At 44.7% G+C, this 18,808-nt stretch carries 11 protein-coding genes; 5 read left to right on the top strand and 6 right to left on the bottom strand.

Translation table 11 applies throughout. The features are described from left to right. Positions 1 to 14 precede the first annotated feature (14 nt). Entirely contained in the window at positions 15 to 449 is a 435-nt protein-coding gene (locus tag DYADSP32_RS26070) for a nuclear transport factor 2 family protein (RefSeq protein ID WP_149240015.1), read from the top strand. Between the two features lie 247 nt (positions 450 to 696). Next, a complete protein-coding gene (locus tag DYADSP32_RS26065; protein ID WP_149240016.1) occupies positions 697 to 1,473 on the top strand; it encodes a hypothetical protein in 777 nt (258 codons plus the stop codon). Between the two features lie 136 nt (positions 1,474 to 1,609). Here the strand turns inward: DYADSP32_RS26065 and DYADSP32_RS26060 are convergent, their stop codons facing one another. The 6 genes from DYADSP32_RS26060 to DYADSP32_RS26035 all read right to left on the bottom strand — a co-directional run bounded on the left by DYADSP32_RS26060 (position 1,610) and on the right by DYADSP32_RS26035 (position 16,859). Further along, complete coding sequence (locus DYADSP32_RS26060; protein ID WP_149240017.1) at positions 1,610 to 3,991, bottom strand: ABC transporter permease; 2,382 nt, start codon at positions 3,989 to 3,991, stop codon at positions 1,610 to 1,612. Between the two features lie 302 nt (positions 3,992 to 4,293). Next, positions 4,294 to 6,762 carry an ABC transporter permease gene (locus DYADSP32_RS26055; RefSeq protein WP_149240018.1) on the bottom strand — a complete coding sequence of 823 codons (2,469 nt, stop codon included), beginning with the start codon at positions 6,760 to 6,762 and terminating at the stop codon, positions 4,294 to 4,296. 117 nt (positions 6,763 to 6,879) lie between these two features. After that, entirely contained in the window at positions 6,880 to 9,258 is a 2,379-nt protein-coding gene (locus DYADSP32_RS26050) for an ABC transporter permease (protein ID WP_149240019.1), read from the bottom strand. A gap of 118 nt (positions 9,259 to 9,376) precedes the next feature. After that, complete coding sequence (locus tag DYADSP32_RS26045; RefSeq protein WP_149240020.1) at positions 9,377 to 11,776, bottom strand: ABC transporter permease; 2,400 nt, start codon at positions 11,774 to 11,776, stop codon at positions 9,377 to 9,379. A gap of 182 nt (positions 11,777 to 11,958) precedes the next feature. After that, positions 11,959 to 14,361 (bottom strand): ABC transporter permease, encoded by a 2,403-nt coding sequence (locus DYADSP32_RS26040; protein ID WP_149240021.1) that lies wholly within the window; start codon positions 14,359 to 14,361, stop codon positions 11,959 to 11,961. 95 nt (positions 14,362 to 14,456) lie between these two features. Continuing rightward, on the bottom strand, positions 14,457 to 16,859 hold the full coding sequence (locus DYADSP32_RS26035; RefSeq protein ID WP_149240022.1) for an ABC transporter permease: 2,403 nt from the start codon (positions 16,857 to 16,859) through the stop codon (positions 14,457 to 14,459). Positions 16,860 to 17,332: 473 nt separating this feature from the next. On the opposite strand from DYADSP32_RS26035, the gene DYADSP32_RS26030 reads away from it, so the two are divergent. Genes DYADSP32_RS26030 through DYADSP32_RS26020 form a run of 3 tightly spaced genes read left to right on the top strand, consistent with a single transcriptional unit; the run spans position 17,333 to position 18,654 of the window. Continuing rightward, a complete protein-coding gene (locus DYADSP32_RS26030; RefSeq protein ID WP_149240023.1) occupies positions 17,333 to 17,641 on the top strand; it encodes a type II toxin-antitoxin system HigB family toxin in 309 nt (102 codons plus the stop codon). A 1-nt stretch (position 17,642) separates the two neighbouring features. Continuing rightward, a complete protein-coding gene (locus DYADSP32_RS26025) occupies positions 17,643 to 18,014 on the top strand; it encodes a helix-turn-helix domain-containing protein (RefSeq protein ID WP_414618068.1) in 372 nt (123 codons plus the stop codon). Positions 18,015 to 18,072: 58 nt separating this feature from the next. Next, a complete protein-coding gene (locus tag DYADSP32_RS26020; protein WP_149240024.1) occupies positions 18,073 to 18,654 on the top strand; it encodes a class I SAM-dependent methyltransferase in 582 nt (193 codons plus the stop codon). The last annotated feature ends 154 nt before the right edge of the window (positions 18,655 to 18,808 follow it).

Raw genomic sequence — 18,808 nt, 5'->3', positions numbered from 1 at the left:
CTCGATCCATTAAAATGAAAAAAACATTGTTTGCTTCCATGATGCTGCTTTTGCTTCAGTCGCTTTCTTTCGCCCAAGGAGCCGAGGAAAGAGCTGTTGCCTCAACTGTGGAAAAGCTTCGTACGGCACTTATAGCTGCGAATGAAACAGAATTGAAAAAACTAACCTCCCCGTCACTTACCTACGGGCACTCCAATGGCCTGATTGAAGATCAGAAGGAATTTATCCGTGCCTTAACCAGCGGGGAATCAAAATTTACAAAAATTGAGCTAAAAGATCAGACGATTACCTTCTCGGGGGATGTTGCTTTGGTACGCCACAATTTGTTCGGAGATACCCACAATAAAGGCAAAGATCCTGCTAGCGTCAGGCTAGGTGTTTTGATGGTTTTTCAAAAAGTAAAAGGCAACTGGATTCTTTTGGGAAGACAGGCATTCAAGCTACTTTGATCAAAATGGCTGATACCAGGAATCTGCCCCCATATATTCACTGAATTTAAGCCAGAAATTCCAGCGAAGGTAAAATACCGCCATAAAACGGCCGCCTCAAATCAAAAGGCGGCCGTTGCTATTTTTGAGCCCCTCATTTATTCGTACGAAAATTTTGAGCCAGGCCGTTCAGACAAGTATTATCCAGATCACTTCCAACTATTTAGTCGGACAAGTGGTCATCAAATGGAACCTTATTCCTGAAATCATGAAAAAATTCTTCCGGTTAGTACTTCTCACGCCATTGTGGCTGGCTTGCAACTCAAATGACTCGTCCGAGTTTGGAATTGAACCTGCCCTGGTTTCCTATGACGATGATGCACCTGCTTTGAAAAAAAGCTACTGCGCAGATGCCAATTGCACAGAAATTATGAATGAAGACAGGTTCACTTATAATGCGCAGGGTAACATCACACTCATAGAGAATGCCAGCCGTAATCCAGCAGGTGGTACGACGGTGTACCAGTATAGTGAATATGCCTATGATCCTTCCGGCTTGCTGAAAACAAAGACCGAATACATCAAGGATTCAAAACAGGAAAACTGGATTGTATTCAACATCACGGAGTATGACCATGAAGCGGGGCTGATCAAGAGTGAAAAGCTGTACAATTATCAAACATACGCTGGTCAAAAGACACTCCTCAGATCCATCGTACATGAATATGCTGCCGAAAAAAAGAGTGGACAAAGATACTACGATGCTCAGGGTAAGCTCAGCTATCGTGTAGAGTATGGATACAAAAACGGCGTATTGAACTTCGAAACCTGGTATGATGCGAGTGACAAGGCCAACCGGACTTTTGAGCACAAGTTTTCAGGTAATAGCCGGCAGATTGGGGAATATTTGATTGGATCAAGAGAGCTGCTGGCCATGATTGAAAAAACCTATGATGATAAAGGAAGGTTACTAACTCAGGAAACAAAAGTGAACAACCCGCTGCTCTGCGCACTGCCGCCAGGAAAAATACTTTTTAGTTATTAAGAGCCCCACGTCTAAAGATTTTGGCAAAACAGTTTCTAAAATCAATAAAGATTAACGCGCCGGCATACCGAAATCAAAAAGGGAGGAAGAACCATATCGCCGTTTCCTCCCTCCCATTGTACTCCGTTGTACCACCTTATTCAGATCTGAGGCTTTTCACCGGATTCATCAGCGCTGCCTTGATACTTTGAAAACTTACGGTTGCGAATGCGATCGTAGTGGACAATGCGGCTGCCGACAGGAATACCCACCACTGAATATCCGTACGGTAAGCAAAGCTTTGAAGCCATTGATGCATGCCATAGTAGGCTATGGGCGAAGCAATCAGAAAAGCCAATAGCACCAGTTTTAGGAAATCTTTCGACAATAGCCCGACGATGCTACCAACTGACGCACCCATTACTTTCCGCACCCCTATCTCTTTGGTACGCTGCATGGTACTGTAAGAGGCAAGCCCGAGCAAACCAAGACAGGAAATGAAAATGGCTAGAATGGCAAAGTTGAAAAACAGCTTTTCAAATCGTTCTTCACTACGGTACTGACGGTCAAAAAACTCGTCCATAAAGTAATAACTAAACGGACGATCCGGCATTGTAGCTTTCCATTTGCTTTCGACAGCGGCGATCGTCGCTTTGATGTTTCCGCCATCAATTTTAATGGAAACAAGGTCACTACTTCGCGGCTCTATACGCATGGTAAGAGGTTTGATCTTCTCCTGTAAAGACCTGAAGTGAAAGTCTTTTATCACCCCGACAATTTTCCCTTCGCGTCCCCATTGCTTGAACCTTCGCCCAATGGCCTGTTCCGGGGAGTTGTAACCGAAAAGCTTTGACGCCGCTTCATTGATGACCATAGCCTGAGTAGTATCGGTGCCAAAATCCCTCGAAAATGGCCTTCCGGCAGCCATTTCCAGATTGAATTGTGGAATGTAATCAAAGTCCACGAAGTACAGATCAAGGTTAGCGATCTGCAAATCGCCACTTTTGTTTTCAATTTCAGAATATGCCCCGGGATTACCGCCGCCCGGAACGCTCGACGAAGCGGCAGTGGACTTAATACCGGAAATTCCTCTTAATGACTCTTTGAACGCCTCCCGTTTAGGATCGCCCTCCGAGTTGACAATCATCATCTGATCTTTACTAAACCCAAGATCCCGGTTACGCATAAAATTCATTTGATTGAAGACAACCATCGTGGCAATGATGAGCGCGATAGAAATACCAAACTGAATGGTTACCAAACCTTTTCGTAGCAAAATACCTTTCACACTCGTTGTGAAACGTCCTTTCAAAACCACAACCGGCTCAAAGGACGAAAGAACCATGGCAGGATATGACCCGGCTAATATCCCAATAACGACGGCCGCAATAAAAAGAGCACCTACGAAGGGAAGATTACTCAAAATCCCTGTACTGATGATTTTGCCAGACAAATTATTGAATAACGGAATCAGTGCGGCAGAAAGTGCCACTGCAAAAACAAACGCTATCAGACATAACAAAATCGATTCGCTGATAAACTGCCTTGCCAGCAATGATCTCGGTGCCCCTACAACTTTGCGCACACCTACTTCCTTGGCCCTTTCCACAGAACGGGCCGTAGTGAGGTTTACAAAATTGATGCAGGCAATGAGCAGGATAAAAATAGCCACTAGTGAGAATACATATACGTTGTTCATACTACCGCTGTCCTCCGACCCTCTCGTTGAAAGCAAATGAACGTCTCTGAGCGGTTCCAGGAACAGCGTGTAATGCATATTCATTTCCGTCATCAGCTTACCTGCTCTGTTTTTCAAAAATGCAGGAAGCTTTTTTTCCAGTGCTTTTCCAGAAGTCTCCGATGTCAAGAGCAGGTATGAAGTAGCTCCAAAATTGCCCCATTGCTCGTCCAGTCCTTTATTGAATTTTTCGGTAAGCGTGGACATGGAAACAAACATATCCCCCTTTATCTGGGAGTTTTCAGGAATATCTTTCATCACGCCGGTGACAACTGCCGGGAAACCTTCTCCAGACAGAAGCAACGTCTGCCCGATCGGATCACGGTCACCGAAATACTTTTTGGCAGCTTTTTCGGTAAAGACCAGACTAAACTGATCCTTGAGTGCCGTCCTGGGGTTTCCCTTGATGAGCTTCAAATCAAAAACCTCAAACAGAGATGAATCCGCAAAAATGGTTTTCTCTTCCTGAAATTTAATATCTCCCTTTCTTACCAGGAAACTCCCCCCACTTACCCGCGTAAACGCCTCCACCTCCGGGAAATCACGCTTGATACTCGGTGCAAATGCCCAGGAAGTAACACCTGTGTTGATCGTCTCCGAAGGGGTTTTGATATCGGTTACCAGCCTGTATATCCGATCCGCTTTGGTGTTGAAAGCATCATAAGTCATTTCAAAATTGACATAGAGGAATATCAGGAAACAAGCCGACATCCCCACAGTCAGACCCATGATATTAATAAAAGAAAAAACCTTATGCTTCCAAAGGTTGCGGAAGGCGATCTTGAGATAGTTTTTTAACATGGCTGACAGATAACAGGGCCGTCAGCAAACAGCCGACAGCCCAAATTGATGATATATTTTAAAGTTCATGGCTTCGAGATGGAACCGTTTCCTTCTCATGTATCCGATTAATTAAAAAATACATGCCTGTTTTTTAATTAATTAGCATTCAAAGACTTAATAAAATATCGAGCAGGATTAATGTCCAGAAACGGACGTCTGACGGAGAAAACGGACATTTCAGTGCACGATTGTTAACAAAATGCGCTTTTACTACCGATCATCTCGTATTCGATAAGTTACTATATCTAACCGGCGGCTGATTAATCACTTCTCAGAGATTTCACCGGATTCATCAATGCCGTTTTGAGGCTTTGCAAACAAATCGTGATCAATGTGATTGTCAATAAAAGGATTGGCGGAACGACGAAAATAGCCCATCCAAGGCTGATGTGAAACGCGTAGCTGTTAAGCCAGTCGGCTGCCGAAAAATAGATGATCGGGATGGCTATAACCGCTGCGACAGCAACCAGTCTGACAAAGTCCTTTGACACCAGAACCAGCAAACCACTTACCGATGCACCAAGCACCTTCCGAACTCCGATCTCTTTCGTTCTCAGCTTGATCACGTAGCTCGACAACCCCAACAGCCCCATGGATGCGACTACGATCGCCAGGATCGCAAAAAGACCGAACACGTTACCAAGACGGTTATCCGCATGATACTGCTGGTTAAAATAATCGTCCAGGAAAAAGTATTCAAAAGGGTTTCCCGGAAATGATCTTTTGTATGACGCCTCTATATCCGAAATACTTTTTGTGGCGTTGGCAACATTGAGATTTACGGATATGTACTTCCAATCGCTGTATGAAGGATAATAGAAAAGGATTGGATCGTACTTCTCTTTCAACGAACGCTGATGAAAATTCTTGGTCACGCCGATAATTTTGCACGGCAAATCGGCTTGTCCGAGCCTGAACAGCACATCCTGATTAACAGCCTCCACGGCCGATTTATAGCCAAGCGCCTTTACGACCTCTTCATTGACGATGATTTTGTTGTTGCTTTTCATATTCAGGCCGGACGAATCGGAGGCAACGAAGTTCTTGCCAGCTAATAACTCAATCTTGTAAGCAGGAATGAAATTCTCATCGATCTCCATCAGATAACTCGTAAAATTATGTGACTGATCCTGATTGGCCCTCCTGACGCTGTTACGATAACGAATCATGCTACCAGGTATATCTGAGGTTGTGGTGGCTCCTATCACAGAGGCAGTCTGTTTCAACTCAGACTTGAAAAAATTGTAACGGCTGCCAATCGTTGAATCGGCAATTGCCGGCGACTTCACAATCAGCACCTGGTCCTTTTTATATCCTAAGCTGCCGTTTCGCATGTAATTGAACTGCTTGAAAACAATCAGTGTGGCTGAGATCAGAATAATTGAAAGTACAAATTGAAAGGAAACCAGGACACGCCGTAGCGAGATACCCTTGTTTGATTTAATGATTAAACCTTTGAGGACAGCTGCCGGAAGAAATGATGACAACACGAAGGCTGGATACGCCCCGACCAGCAAAGCCCCGAAAGCAAAAACGCCAGTTGCACTTAACCAGAATATAGGACGTCCTCCCAGCCCGGTGCTGAAGAATCCGGTACTAATGTCTTTGCCGATGAAGTCGTTAAAAAAAGGAACAAAGGCAAGGATGATAACTGTAGCCAGGAACGAAGCAAGCATATTAACGATAAGGGATTCGAGCAAAAACTGGATAATCAGCTGTTGTTTTTCCGCACCGACCACTTTCCGCAAGCCAACTTCTTTGGCCCGTTCCATCGACTTCGCGGTGGCCAGATTGATGTAGTTGATCCAGGCAATGAACAGAATGAATACGCCGATTATACCCAGAAAATAGATTTCCTTCTCACTGCCATTGGCTTCTGCCTCTTTCAGGTAATTGGAATTGAGGTGAATATCAGTGATCGGCTGTAACTGAAATGTATTTCCGAAACTCAGCTCCTTCATTTTGGCACCAAGATACTTCTGAATGAAAGCCGGAAATTTCGCCTCCAGTTTTTTCACATCTGTTCCCGGTGCCAGCACCACATAATTGTAAAATTCCGGCCAGGTCCATACATCCTTACCCCAATCGGGGCCCACTGTTGCAAAGGAGATCAGCATGTCGAATTTGAGATGCGAATTCTCAGGAATATCCTTGAATACGGCCGTTACCTTCATGGGCATACGTCCGTTCATTTTAAGAATCTGTCCAATGGGATTTTGAGAACCAAAGTACTTCTTTGCCTCCGCAGCTGAGATTGCAATCGTATTGGCTTCGGTGAGACAGCTTTTAGGGTCGCCATAAACAAGCGGATAGGAAAAGATCTTGAAGAATGAGGCATCAGCCAGGAAGATTTTACTCTCGTTGAACGTTTTAGGGGTTGCGTTTAAGGGTTCGTACGACATGGTGGAAGCATTCATAAACAACGAAACACTAACGACCCGTACATAATCTGTCACCTCAGGAAAGTCGGCTTTCATCGCCGGGCCGACAGCCGGGTGGTTTGCAGCCGTTGTAGGTACGTTGGCCATACTCCCCGAATAGGAAATGGGAATCCTGTAAATATTCGTGGCATTTTTATTGAACCGGTCGTAGCTCGATTCAAAATAGACATACTCGAAAATGAAAAAACAGGCGGCAATACCAATGGCAAGCCCAAAGACATTGATAGCGGAGAAAGTCTTGTTTCTCCAGAGATTACGACGGGCGATTTTCAGGTAGTTTTTCAACATAGCTTTTAGCAATTGGCTTCGTTTGGATTGTATGAATTTCTAGCAAACTCCATTGAACTTAAAGTGACGAGTCTTTAACATCGGTATCAAAAGCAGCTAAAAGCTACCAGTCAGCAGCTAATCGCTTTTTAACGATTTAACAGGATTCATCAAGGCCGCTTTTATACTCTGAATACTCACTGTCAGCAATGCCACCAGCACCACCATTGCACCTGCGGAAATCAGAATCCAGGCCCTTACTTCAATGCGATAAGCAAAAGTCTGAAGCCACTTGTTCATGACGTACCAGGCGAGGGGCGTGCCGATGATCAGTGCTGTCAACACCAGCAATAAAAAATCTTTGGTAAGCAAACCAAACACTGCAGCAACCGAAGCGCCCAGAACTTTCCTGACACCGATTTCTTTCGTGCGCTGTGTGATGCTCAATGCTGACAAGCCCATAAGTCCCAGACAAGACAAAATGATTGCCAAAGCCGCCATGCAAACAAACAATGCTCCGAAACGCTCTTCCGCTTCATATTGCGCATGATATGCTTCGTCGGCAAAGCTGTAAATAAAAGGCATGTCGGGTACGAGCTTTTGCCATTGCCCTTTAAGCTTGTCAACCGTCGAAGAAAGATTCATCGAGGGGACATCCAGCGTCAGATAAGTAAAAAAGCCGGGTGCAATCCGAAAAGTCAGCGGTTTCACTTTTTCCTGAAATGATTGAAAATGAAAATCTCTGGTTACCCCTACGATAACACCTTGCCTTGACAGTTGCTGAAACCGTTTTCCCAGAGCCTGCTCCGCGTTGGCAAAACCGAGCGCCTTGCAAGCAGCTTCATTGATGATCATAGCTTCTGTGGAATCCGATGACAGGTTCATTTTGAAAGGCCTTCCGGCTGCCATCTCAATCCCGAACTGATTCAAAAAGTCATGATCAATAAAATAGGCATCAGCCTGAAATTCCTGTAAATCAGAATCTTTGTTCTCAATTTTCGTCGGAAACGTATGATTAACCTTGCCAGGAAAGCATGACGACATACTGATTTTCCCACCCGAAGTCACGTGTCCAAACTGTTGCTTGAAACGCTCGGGCTGGTTGGAAACCCGACCGTCAAACTGATAATCAATCACCAGCCTGTGATCCTTTTTGAAACCAGGCTCATGATTTTTCATAAAGTCGAGCTGCCGGTATACCACCATGGTTGCTGTTATCAGGACTACCGAGACACAAAACTGTGCTACCACCAGCGATTTCCTCAGCGTGAGGCCCGTGCCCGCTGTTCCGATTTTGCCTTTAAGATTCTGGACGGGAGATGTTCCTGATAAAAAAAATGCCGGATAAGCCCCTGCTAACAAGCCAAGTACCAACGCACCGGGCAGCAGAAGGGAAAGCATGCCCATTAGCTGCACATTATCTGCTATAATTTTTTTGCCGATAATACTATTAAACGCGGGCAACAAGATGATAACCAATAGTATGCCAAAAAACGCAGCGATCGCACTTATGGTAACGGCATCTGTAAGAAATTGAAAAATCAGCTGTTTACGTTTCCCTCCCAGTACCTTCCTGACGCCTATTTCTTTCATGCGCCTGATCGAGTACGCGGTCGTGAGATTGACAAAATTGAAGCACGCAATAAAAAGGACAAGCAGGGCTACGATCGAAAAAATGTAAACGTTTGTCCAACTTCCGGCAACTGATGTACCTCCCCGGCTACCGCGAGGATTACCTTCCAGATACACACGCTTCAACGGCTCTAAAAATAATGAGTACTGCGATTTGCTCTGATCGGTGTGGTCCTTTACCAGCTTCGTTATTTTGGCGTTTAGCGCAGGAATGTCGGCATTTTCGGGAAGCACCAGATAGCTATAGAAAAAGAATCTTTTCCAGTTATCTTCCCATTCCGACCCAAGCGTTTTCATCGACACCAGTATATCCGTTCTGAAATGCGAATTGACAGGCATGTCTTTCATCACACCGGTTACGTAAGCCGGATCGTTCCCATTTAGCAGCAGTTTTTGCCCCACGGCATCTGTCTTCCCGAAATAGCGCTTGGCAGCCGTTTCCGACAAAACGATATTGTAAGCCGCGTTAAAAACAGTAGCTGGGTTGCCACTCACCAATGGTAACGTAAACACCGAAAAAATGGAAGAATCGGCATAGGCGATTTTTTCTTCGCCAAACACATCATTGTCCTTCTTCACAATCAGGTAGTCGGGGAAGATTCGGGTACTTTGCTGTACTTCGGGCAACGCATCCTGAATGGTGCGTGCCATAGCTCCCACCGTACTTTTATATTCTACTCCGGAAGCCGTCCTGACGTCTGTGACCAAACGGTAGATGAGATCAGCTTTCTTGTGGTAGGTATCATAACTCAGCTCAAACCGAACGTACAGCAAAGCAAAAAAACATACACACATGCCGGTAGCCAGCCCCGCCACATTGATTGCCGTGTAGGTTTTGTTTCCGGCAATATTCCTGAAAGTGATCTTCAGATAGTTTCTCAGCATTTTCTGGCTATGAGCTACAAGCAGTGAGCTGTTAGCTTCGTTTTGATAAAAATTAAATTCTAAACCTACATTGGAAAATTCAACTGAAACACCTGCCGGGCTGATCGCCACCAGCGTCCTATTCGTTCCTTAAAGATTTCACCGGATCAGTCAGCGCCGCTTTGAAACTCTGGAGACTGATTGTGAGCAAGGCAACGGTAATGGCCAAAATCGCCGCAAGCAGAAAAACCCACCATTCAATGTCGATCCGGTAGGCGAAATCCTGCAGCCAGATACTGACCGCCCACCAGGCCAATGGCGTTGCAATAATGATCGCCGCCAAAACGAGTTTCAAAAAATCCCTTAAAAGTAAAGACACTATTCCTACCACGGAAGCGCCCAGTACCTTGCGGACACCTATTTCCTTTATTCTTCTTTCCGCAGAATAAGAGGCCAGACCAAACAGCCCAAGACATGACACGAATATGGCCAGGCCCGCCAGAATTCCCACAATATCACTAACCTGGCTATCGGCACGGTATAGCTTGGCGAAGTCCTCATCAAGAAATGAATAGTTGAATGTCTGTCCGGGAACCTGTTTGTTCCAAATGGCCTGCATGGATGCAATCGCCTGTTTTGCGTCTTTTCCTTTGATACGCACCGACATTTCGCTGTATCCCCAGTCTTTCTGATTGAAAATACAGAGGGTTTCGATCTTATTGTGCAGCGAATTGAAGTTAAAATCTTTTGCTACCCCGACAATCGTGCCCAATGAATCCTGACCTGAAAAGCCGAATCGTTTGCCAACCACAGATTCTATGTTTAGGTTGGGTTGGTCCTTAATCAGTTCTTTGGCGAGTGATTCGTTGACAATGTAAGTTTTGCCGACGTCCGACGCATCATCCCGGAAGTTTCGTCCTGCAAGGATCTTGATTTTGTACAGCGAAAGGTAATCAGGGTCTACGACCACCTGCGAAGACGCGATGCGCTTATCCGGCCCTTCTCCCCTGTAAGTCACACCGGTTTGATGGAAATTATTACCAAGTCGCTGGTGTGAACCGGTAACCGCTTCCACGAATGAATTTGCCGAAAACTCCTCTTTGATCGACTGGTACTTCGGCTCTGACCTGAAATCGAGCGGAATAATTACGACCTGTCCTTTCTCAAATCCGGGATCCTTTTGCTGCATAAAACGCAGCTGCTTGACGGCAAAGCTGGTGGCAATGATCAGAAAGACCGCACTGGTAAACTGAGCAACAACCAAGGCGCTGCGAAAGCTGCTTTTGCCTATTCGTAATGTCCCCTTAAGTACCGTAATCGGGTCAAAGGAAGATAGAAATGCAGCGGGGTACATGCCCGAAAACACCCCGATCATAAGCGTGCCTGATAAAATCGTGAAAAGCAATGCGGGATTCGTAAAAATGGGAAAACCCAGGTCTCTTTCGCTGAAATCAGCCATGGGTGGCAAAAAGAGTTTTACCAGAATGACCGCAAGTATGAGCGCTATGAAAGAAAGCAAAACAGACTCGCCAATGAACTGCCACGCGAGCTGAAAGCGCTGAGCACCGATCGCTTTGCGCAATCCAACTTCCTTGGCTCTCCCCATGGACCGGGCCGTGGACAGGTTCATAAAGTTTACACAGGCAATAACAAGGACTATGACCGCGATGATGGAAAATATGTAGGTATAAGTCCTGTCAAATTTCTGGGCATTGATGTAATCGTGCGTGATTTCCGTGGATTTGGCATGGACCTCGGCAAGTGGTTGCAGGAACAGCTCGTAGTATTTCCAGCCGTCCTCCTTCATGTGTTTTTTAAGAAATGCCGGAAACTTCTTTTCCAGCTCCGACATATTCACACCCTGACCGAGTTCCAGATACGTCACAAGCCAGTTGGAGCCCCAGTTCTCCATGTTTTGCGGTCGGTCGGTCGTTTTGAAAGAAAACAACGCATCGAACTGGAGGTGAGAATTGGAGGGCACATTTTCCATGATGCCCGACACCTTAAAGGTGAGCGTATCCCGGTCGTACCGTACCAGCGTTTTACCGATCGGATCTGCGCTCCCGAATATATTTTTGGCACTTTCCTCTGAAAGCACAACGGTATTGGGTTCTCTGAGTACCTTACTTCCTTCACCTTCAAGAAGCTTATAATCAAACAGTTCAAAAAAACGCTCATCCGCCCAAAGCGCCTCTTCCAGGTAAAGCTTCTTTTCTCCATAAGTGAGTTCAATCTTTCTGAAAGGCCTGATTCGGGTAAAGTTTTTCACCTCTGGAAAATCCGCTTTCAGGGACGGGCCCATCGGGTACATCGAAAGCGCCACCTTCTGCGGCGCAACCATCCCCTCAAACTTTTGAACCTCGTCAAGCCGGTAGATATTTTTTGTATGTATTTTATCGTAGCTATTTTCGTAGAATACAAATAGCATGATCACAATACAGGTAGCCATCCCGATAGACAAACCAACAATGTTGATGGCCGAAAAAGTCTTGTTTTTCCAGATATTCCGAAACGCGATCTTTAGAAAGTTTTTTAGCATGGCTGGCGGTTAGCTTTTAGCTTTGGGCTGTTGGCTACGTTTTGGGTCAAAGTAAAGTTTCTCTTTATTTGAATATCTTACAATTAAGCTATCTAATTGATTTCAAGCCGACTTCGACGCACTTCTTTAATGTTTTGCCTAAAAACACTACAAGGGGGCAAAAGCCAACAGAAAATCATTTGTCATTCGCTCCTCAAACTTTTCACCGGATTCATCAACGCCGCTTTGATGCTCTGAAAGCTTACTGTGAACAGCGCTATTCCTGCAGCAATGATTCCCGCCAGAGCGAAAACCCACCAATTAATCTCGGTATGATAGGCAAAATCCTCCAGCCAGCTATGCATACCATACCAGGCAATGGGCGAGGCTATCAGAATGGCAATGATTACCAGTTTGAGAAAATCCTGTGATAACAAAGTAACAATACTCGTTACCGAAGCCCCCAATACTTTTCTTACACCAATTTCCTTGGTCCGAAGTTCCGCCATGAACATCGACAAGCCCAGCAGTCCGAGGCAGGAGATAAAAATGGCAATACCAGCAAATATGCCAAAGAGCATTTGCTGGGTCTCCTCCGTTGCGTATAGTTTGCCAAATCGTTGATCCAGAAACTCGTAGCTAAAAGGGGTCTGCGGGAACTGAGTCTTCCACACGGACTCGATATGACTTATCGCCTCTTTCAGGTTACCGCCCGACACATGCACAGAAACCCTGCCCATACGGCCAGGCTGGTTAAACATCACAATAGGGGCTACTTTTTGATGCAACGATTCGAAATGATAATCCTTTGTGACACCGATGATCTCTCCCCGGATGTCTCCATAACCAAAACGGTTCCCGATCGCATCCGCAGGATTTTTCCACCCCAATATTTTGATGGCGGTTTCATTCAGGATAAAACCATTGGTTTTATCAGTCGGGTATTCCCTTGAAAAGTTACGCCCGGCAGCCATTTCGATCTGATATGTGGGAATAAAGTCCTCATCCACAGATAATGATTTAATTGTGATATCAGTCGGCGCCATAGAATCTCCTTTCATCACGTACGCACTCCAGGAATCCAGCAATCTGCCCGACGGAATCCGTGAAGACCGCCCTACCTCCTTGATATTACTGTTCTCTTTGAGGCGTTGTTTGATACTCTCTGTATTCGTGGCCGAATCGTCAGGCATTCCTAAAAGTATGATCTGGTCTTTGGAATATCCAAGCTTGTAGTTCTGGATATAACGCATCTGGTTGTAAACGACCGCAGTGCTGATGATCAAGACTACCGCGATGGCGAATTGTAAAACGACCAGCGATTGGCGCAGCCGACCATTTTTCAGAGCCGAAGCAATCTTGCCCTTTAACACACTGATTGGCTGAAAGGAGGTCATAAAAAACGCCGGATAGCTCCCTGCAATAACACCTGTAAAAAGGGTGATGGAGATTAAGATGCAGACAAAAGCAGGATCCAGTAAAGCATTAAAAGTCAGTTGCTTTTGGGTGAAATTGTTTAAATATGGCAGGCAGAGCACAACGATCAGAATCGCGATTACGACTGACACCAGAACCAACAGAATAGATTCACTCAAAAACTGGTTGATCAGTTGAGAACGAACCGCACCGATCACCTTTCGCATGCCTACTTCCTTGGCACGTGTGGCTGATTTTGCCGTTGCCAGATTCATATAATTGATACAGGCAATGATCAGAATAAAAATCGCAATGGCCGAAAACATATAAACATACCGAATATCACCGTTGGCTTCTATCTCTGAATCCAGATGCGAGTAAAGATGGATATCGGTAAGCTTTGTCAGGTCCAGTACCGACCAGCTAGAAGCTTTTGCTTCAATATGCCGGTCCTGGAAAGCAGGAAAGGCCTTTATCAGTTTTTTGGCATCGTACTTTTCGGGTAAAAGCAAAAAGGTGGAAAATGAATTATTGCCCCAGTTGCTCCTCAAACCCTCCGCGCCGTACACACGCGGATCATTCAACGTAGAAAACGAAACCAGGAAACTGGGGTGAAAATGGGATTGGGCCGGGAGTGGTTCAAAAACGCCCGTCACGGTGTAATCCAGCTGATTGTCAAGCCGAATCGTTTTACCGACCGGGTTTTCTTTTCCAAAATATTTTTCCGCCATGGGCCTGGAAAACATGATGGAAAAAGGATTTTCGAGTGCTTTGGCTGGGTTTCCATTCGTAACCTGAAAAGAGAACACTTTGAAGACATTTTGCTCGGCAACAAACAAATTTTCCTCATTGAACAAATGTTCTCCATAGCGAACCAGTGCGCCTGTTTCCAATAAACGAACAACCTGCTCCACCTCGGGAAAATCCTGCTTGATCAATGGACCGAACGGAGGTGCTGCATGGCCTAATCGTAAGGAGACTGATCCATCCTTTGATAAAAAAGTCCTGGAAAGGCGATAGATCCGGTCTGCATTGGCATGGAAGCGGTCATAACTCAACTCATCTTTGACATAAATGGCCAATAGCAGAAAACAGGCAAGCCCAATGGCGACGCCTGAAATGTTGATAAAACTGAAAGCTTTGTGCTTCAGTAGGTTTCGGAGTGCGATTTTTAGATAGTTTTTGTACATAGCTTTTGTATTTGGGAGGAAGGAGGAAAGGGAGGAAGAAGGAAGGTTGTTAGTGTCCCTATTCGGGTGATCCCTTCGTCCCTCCTCCTTTCTCCTTATTCCGTTTTAAGTGATTTCACCGGATTTACCAAAGCTGCCTTTATACTCTGCGAGCCTATGGTTATAATGGCAATAAGTATAGCAAGTAAGCCTCCTGCTGCAAAAATCCACCAGCTGATTGAGACGTGATTTTCAAAATCTTTCAGCCAGCCGGCCATCAGATACCAGGCAACCGGACAAGCAATAAGGATCGCCACAAAAACAAGTTTCAGAAAATCAACAGATAAGAGGCCCACAATGCTGGCTACTGATGCGCCAAGTACCTTTCTGATGCCAATTTCTTTTGTCCGTGTTTCGACCGTGAATGTTGCCAGACCAAAAAGCCCCATGCAAGCAATAAGAATAGCCCACACCGATGCCGTCGTAAAGATCCGTCCATATTGATTTTCGGAGACATACTGCTTGTTGAAATTCTCATCCACAAAAAAGTATTCGAACGGATTACCTCCGAAGAACGTCTTGTAGATACTTTCGAGCTTCACTATTTTATCCCTGAGCTCACCTGGTGTGAGTTTGACGGTAATGTAAGTGTTGCTGTTTTGAGGATAAAAAATGGTAGGCTGAATGGCTTGTTGTACACCCACATGGTGATAATCTTTTACAACACCTATCACTTCCAGATATCGTTCGTCCCATCTGACTTTGCTCCGGATTGCCTCTTCCGGCGAACGAAATCCAAATTGGGCAACGGCGCGTTCGTTCAAAAGTACCTTGCTATTGGCGTTCCAGTCTACCTTGGCCTCTTGTTCCGTGAAATTCCTGCCCGCCTTCAATTGAATCCCGTAGGTTTTCAAATACCGGTCACCCACAATTGCAAAGAAATACGACTTCAACTCATCCCCTGCCCTGGAGCCCGGCTGCGTGAATCCGGAAGTCTGAAAATTAAACCAGCGGCCGGGAATTGTACCTGACAAACTGTAATCCTTCACGAAACTTTGCTGTTCCAATTCGTTCCAAAATGCCGCCTGGCGCTTTTGATAAGAGCTGTCCTGGCCCGCCTCTGGTCCTCGTAACACCAGGAGCTGATCAATATCGATACCCAGGTTATGATTTTGCATGAAACGTAATTGACTATATATGACAATGGTCGCCAATATCAATACTATCGAAATTGTAAACTGTGACACAACGAGTGATTTCCGTAATACAATCCCCTTGGCAGATTTGCTCAGATTCCCCTTCATAATCTTCACGGGATTGAAATTCGAGAGTGCATAAGCAGAATAGATACCAGAAGCCAAAGTCCCCAGAATCAGGACACCAAGTCCTATCATCCATATTGCAGAACTTGCCAGGTCAGACAGAGTAAGTTCTCTGTCAATAAGTGTATTAAAAATAGGTTGGAGCAGCGTTACCAGCAACAAGGCAAATGAAATGCTTAATGCACTTACTAGAAGGGATTCTCCCAAAAACTGAAATATCAGGTTACCCGACGTCGCTCCGATTACTTTACGAACTCCTACTTCATTGGCACGTTTCAGTGAATTGGCTGTGGACAGATTGATGTAGTTGAACCATGCAATAGACAAAATCAACACAGCAATGATCAGCAACATGTATACATATTTGAGATTGCCGATGGTTAGGTATGTATCAGCCAGGCTCTCTGCCAGGTGCACATTTGCAAAGGCCTGTAATCTAAATTTCACACCATCCTTATCTTGCTGCAGCTTGTCTCTCAGTCTGGTAAGCTTCTGATCAAGGGCCTTGTAATCAGCACCTTTATTCAGCAAAAAGAAAGTATTGAAACCTTGTTCGTCCAAATTATCAATATCAGCGGCTCTGGCAATCGAAGTCACTGAGAAAACCATATCATAATTGATATCTGAATTGGGCGGCATTTCGTAGACGGCTTCCACCGAAAAAGGAGTCGTGCCGTACTCGTTAGAGACTGTAAGGATTTTCCCCAGAGGATTTTCAGTACCAAAATATTTTAAAGCAGTGGAAGTGGAAAGAAAGACCACCTTAGGCTTGTTAAGGGCCCTTTTGTCCCCACTGATAATCCGAAACGTGAAGAAATCGAAGAAATTCCCATCTGCATAACTGATTTTGGTTTCGCGGAAAGATTCACCGTTTCTGCCTTCTTTTTTTACAATTCCCTGGCCGCTGCCAGCGGTAAAGCGGCAAAATTCTTTAATTTCAGGAAAGTTTCGTTTTGCTAACGTAGCCCATCCCGGTTCGATCTCTCCCCAGGTTTCACCTTTCTGACCCAGATTAAGCAAACGGTACATCTGCGGCAAATTGGCATGAAACTGGTTCACACTTTTCTCAAAACTCACATATTCAAGAATCAGAAGAAATGCAGTAATGCCCATCGCCAGACCACCGATGTTGATAACGCTGTAAACCTTATTCCGGAAAAGATTCCGCCAGGCGATTTTGATGTAATTCCTGATCATGACTACCGCTGATTTCTTGGATTGTTAGGTTTGATAGCTGTACAACTAACAAACTTATGCCAGAAAACACAATAACTTGATAATCAAAGCTTTAATTCAAATCTTTAATGGAATTATGTCCGATTTCGGACAGTCGGTTGGATGGTGCGGACGAGGTCAGCACTTGAAGGCAACAGAAAATAAGTAGGAGCGAAGAACGGATAGTAGTTAATGATTCAGAATGTTTTTTATCTCCTAATTTATCCACCGATTCGCATCCAAGGCATCATCCGTCACATTGGTAAGTCTCTGAACAAAATATTGGCCTATCAGTTATTTGATATTAGCAGATCTTGTTCATTTACATTCCTTGAATAGCGTTTTAATAATTCGTAATCAAAGTTTCGCTAAATTTCAACGATGCTCTTTCAATACCATGACAATTATTACCATTTCGGTAACTATTGCTATATTTGATTTGTTAAAAATTTAGAATGAGAATAATCGCCATAAAAACACTGAAAGAGTTTTGGGATACCCATCCGGATGCAAGGGCGAGTCTTCAAAAATGGCGACAAAAAGTTGAAAACTCTGCTTACTCAAAATCACAAGATGTCATTACGGATTTCAATGATTCCGATTTTGTCGGTAACACGCGTATTGTTTTTAACATAGCAAGAAATAAATATAGATTGGTTGCCGCGTTCCGATACGATAAGCAGATATGCTGGATCAAGTTTATAGGAACCCATTCTCAATATGATAAAATTGACGTTACAAGTGTTGAGTATAAATCTAATTGATATGAAAAACATAAGAAATTCAATTACAATCAAGGCGATTCAAACTGAGGACGACTATAACAAAACGCTGGAAAACATAAGACTGCTTTGGGAAAGTCCTATTAACAGTCCGGAAGCTGACCTTCTGGAAGTTCTGTCTATCTTGGTCGAAGACTACGAAAAAAGGAATTATGCCATCGAACCGCTTGATGCGATTGAGGCCATAAAATATGAAATGGAAGAAAAAGGACTTCATCAGAAGGATCTGGTAAAATTTCTGGGCAGTAAGGAGCGGGTTTCTGAGATCCTCAATAAAAAGAGGCCGCTAACTTTGCAAATGATTAAAAATCTATATCACGGCCTTGGAATTCCGGCAGAAATTCTCTTGAACTGAATTGATATTAAACACCCACCTTCACTGGCCTTCCACCACACTTAGTTCCCGAATATCCATGACGCAGGAAATCAACCATTCATATCCCAAATCTTACATAGCTATCCAAGAAGCAACTCGGGTGTCTGGCTTTACCATGGCTTCCGACATCCAGACCTGTTCACTACTTAAAACATTGGCGGCTTCAAAACCTGCCGGAAAATTTCTCGAACTGGGAACAGGCACAGGACTTTCTACGGCCTGGATACTTGAAGGAATGAGCCAAGACGCGAAACTTGTTTCCATCGACAATGACGAAGTCTTTTTACAAATCGCCCAAGAGCATCTGGGATCGGATCAACGGCTTACTCTCGTACACACCGACGGAGCTGATTGGGTAGAAAATAACAGGGGTCAAAAATACGACTACATTTTTGCAGACACCTGGCACGGAAAATATCTGCTTCTGGATGAAGTGCTGGACATGTTAAATCCCGGAGCACTCTACATCATCGACGATATGCTTCCGCAACCCAACTGGCCCGAAGGACATGACTTAAAAGCCCTGAAACTCATTGAAGACCTGGAAGCCAGGGAAGATTTGGTCATTACAAAACAAGTGTGGGCCACCGGTATTATCATTGCCGTGAAAGCGAGCTGACTCTGCCAAATCCACATAAGAAAACATCGCTGTGATGAGAGATATCTCACCACAGCGACGAACATTTCACGCCTATCCGGCAAGCGGACACGTTTTACTTTTCACCTTTAAGTTCTCACCAGATGCATCAGCCTTTGCGGTTTGAACGATTGGT

It is taken from the genome of Dyadobacter sp. 32, from assembly GCF_902506755.1.
Classification (GTDB): domain Bacteria; phylum Bacteroidota; class Bacteroidia; order Cytophagales; family Spirosomataceae; genus Dyadobacter.
This window is presented reverse-complemented; position numbering and strand designations above follow the sequence as displayed.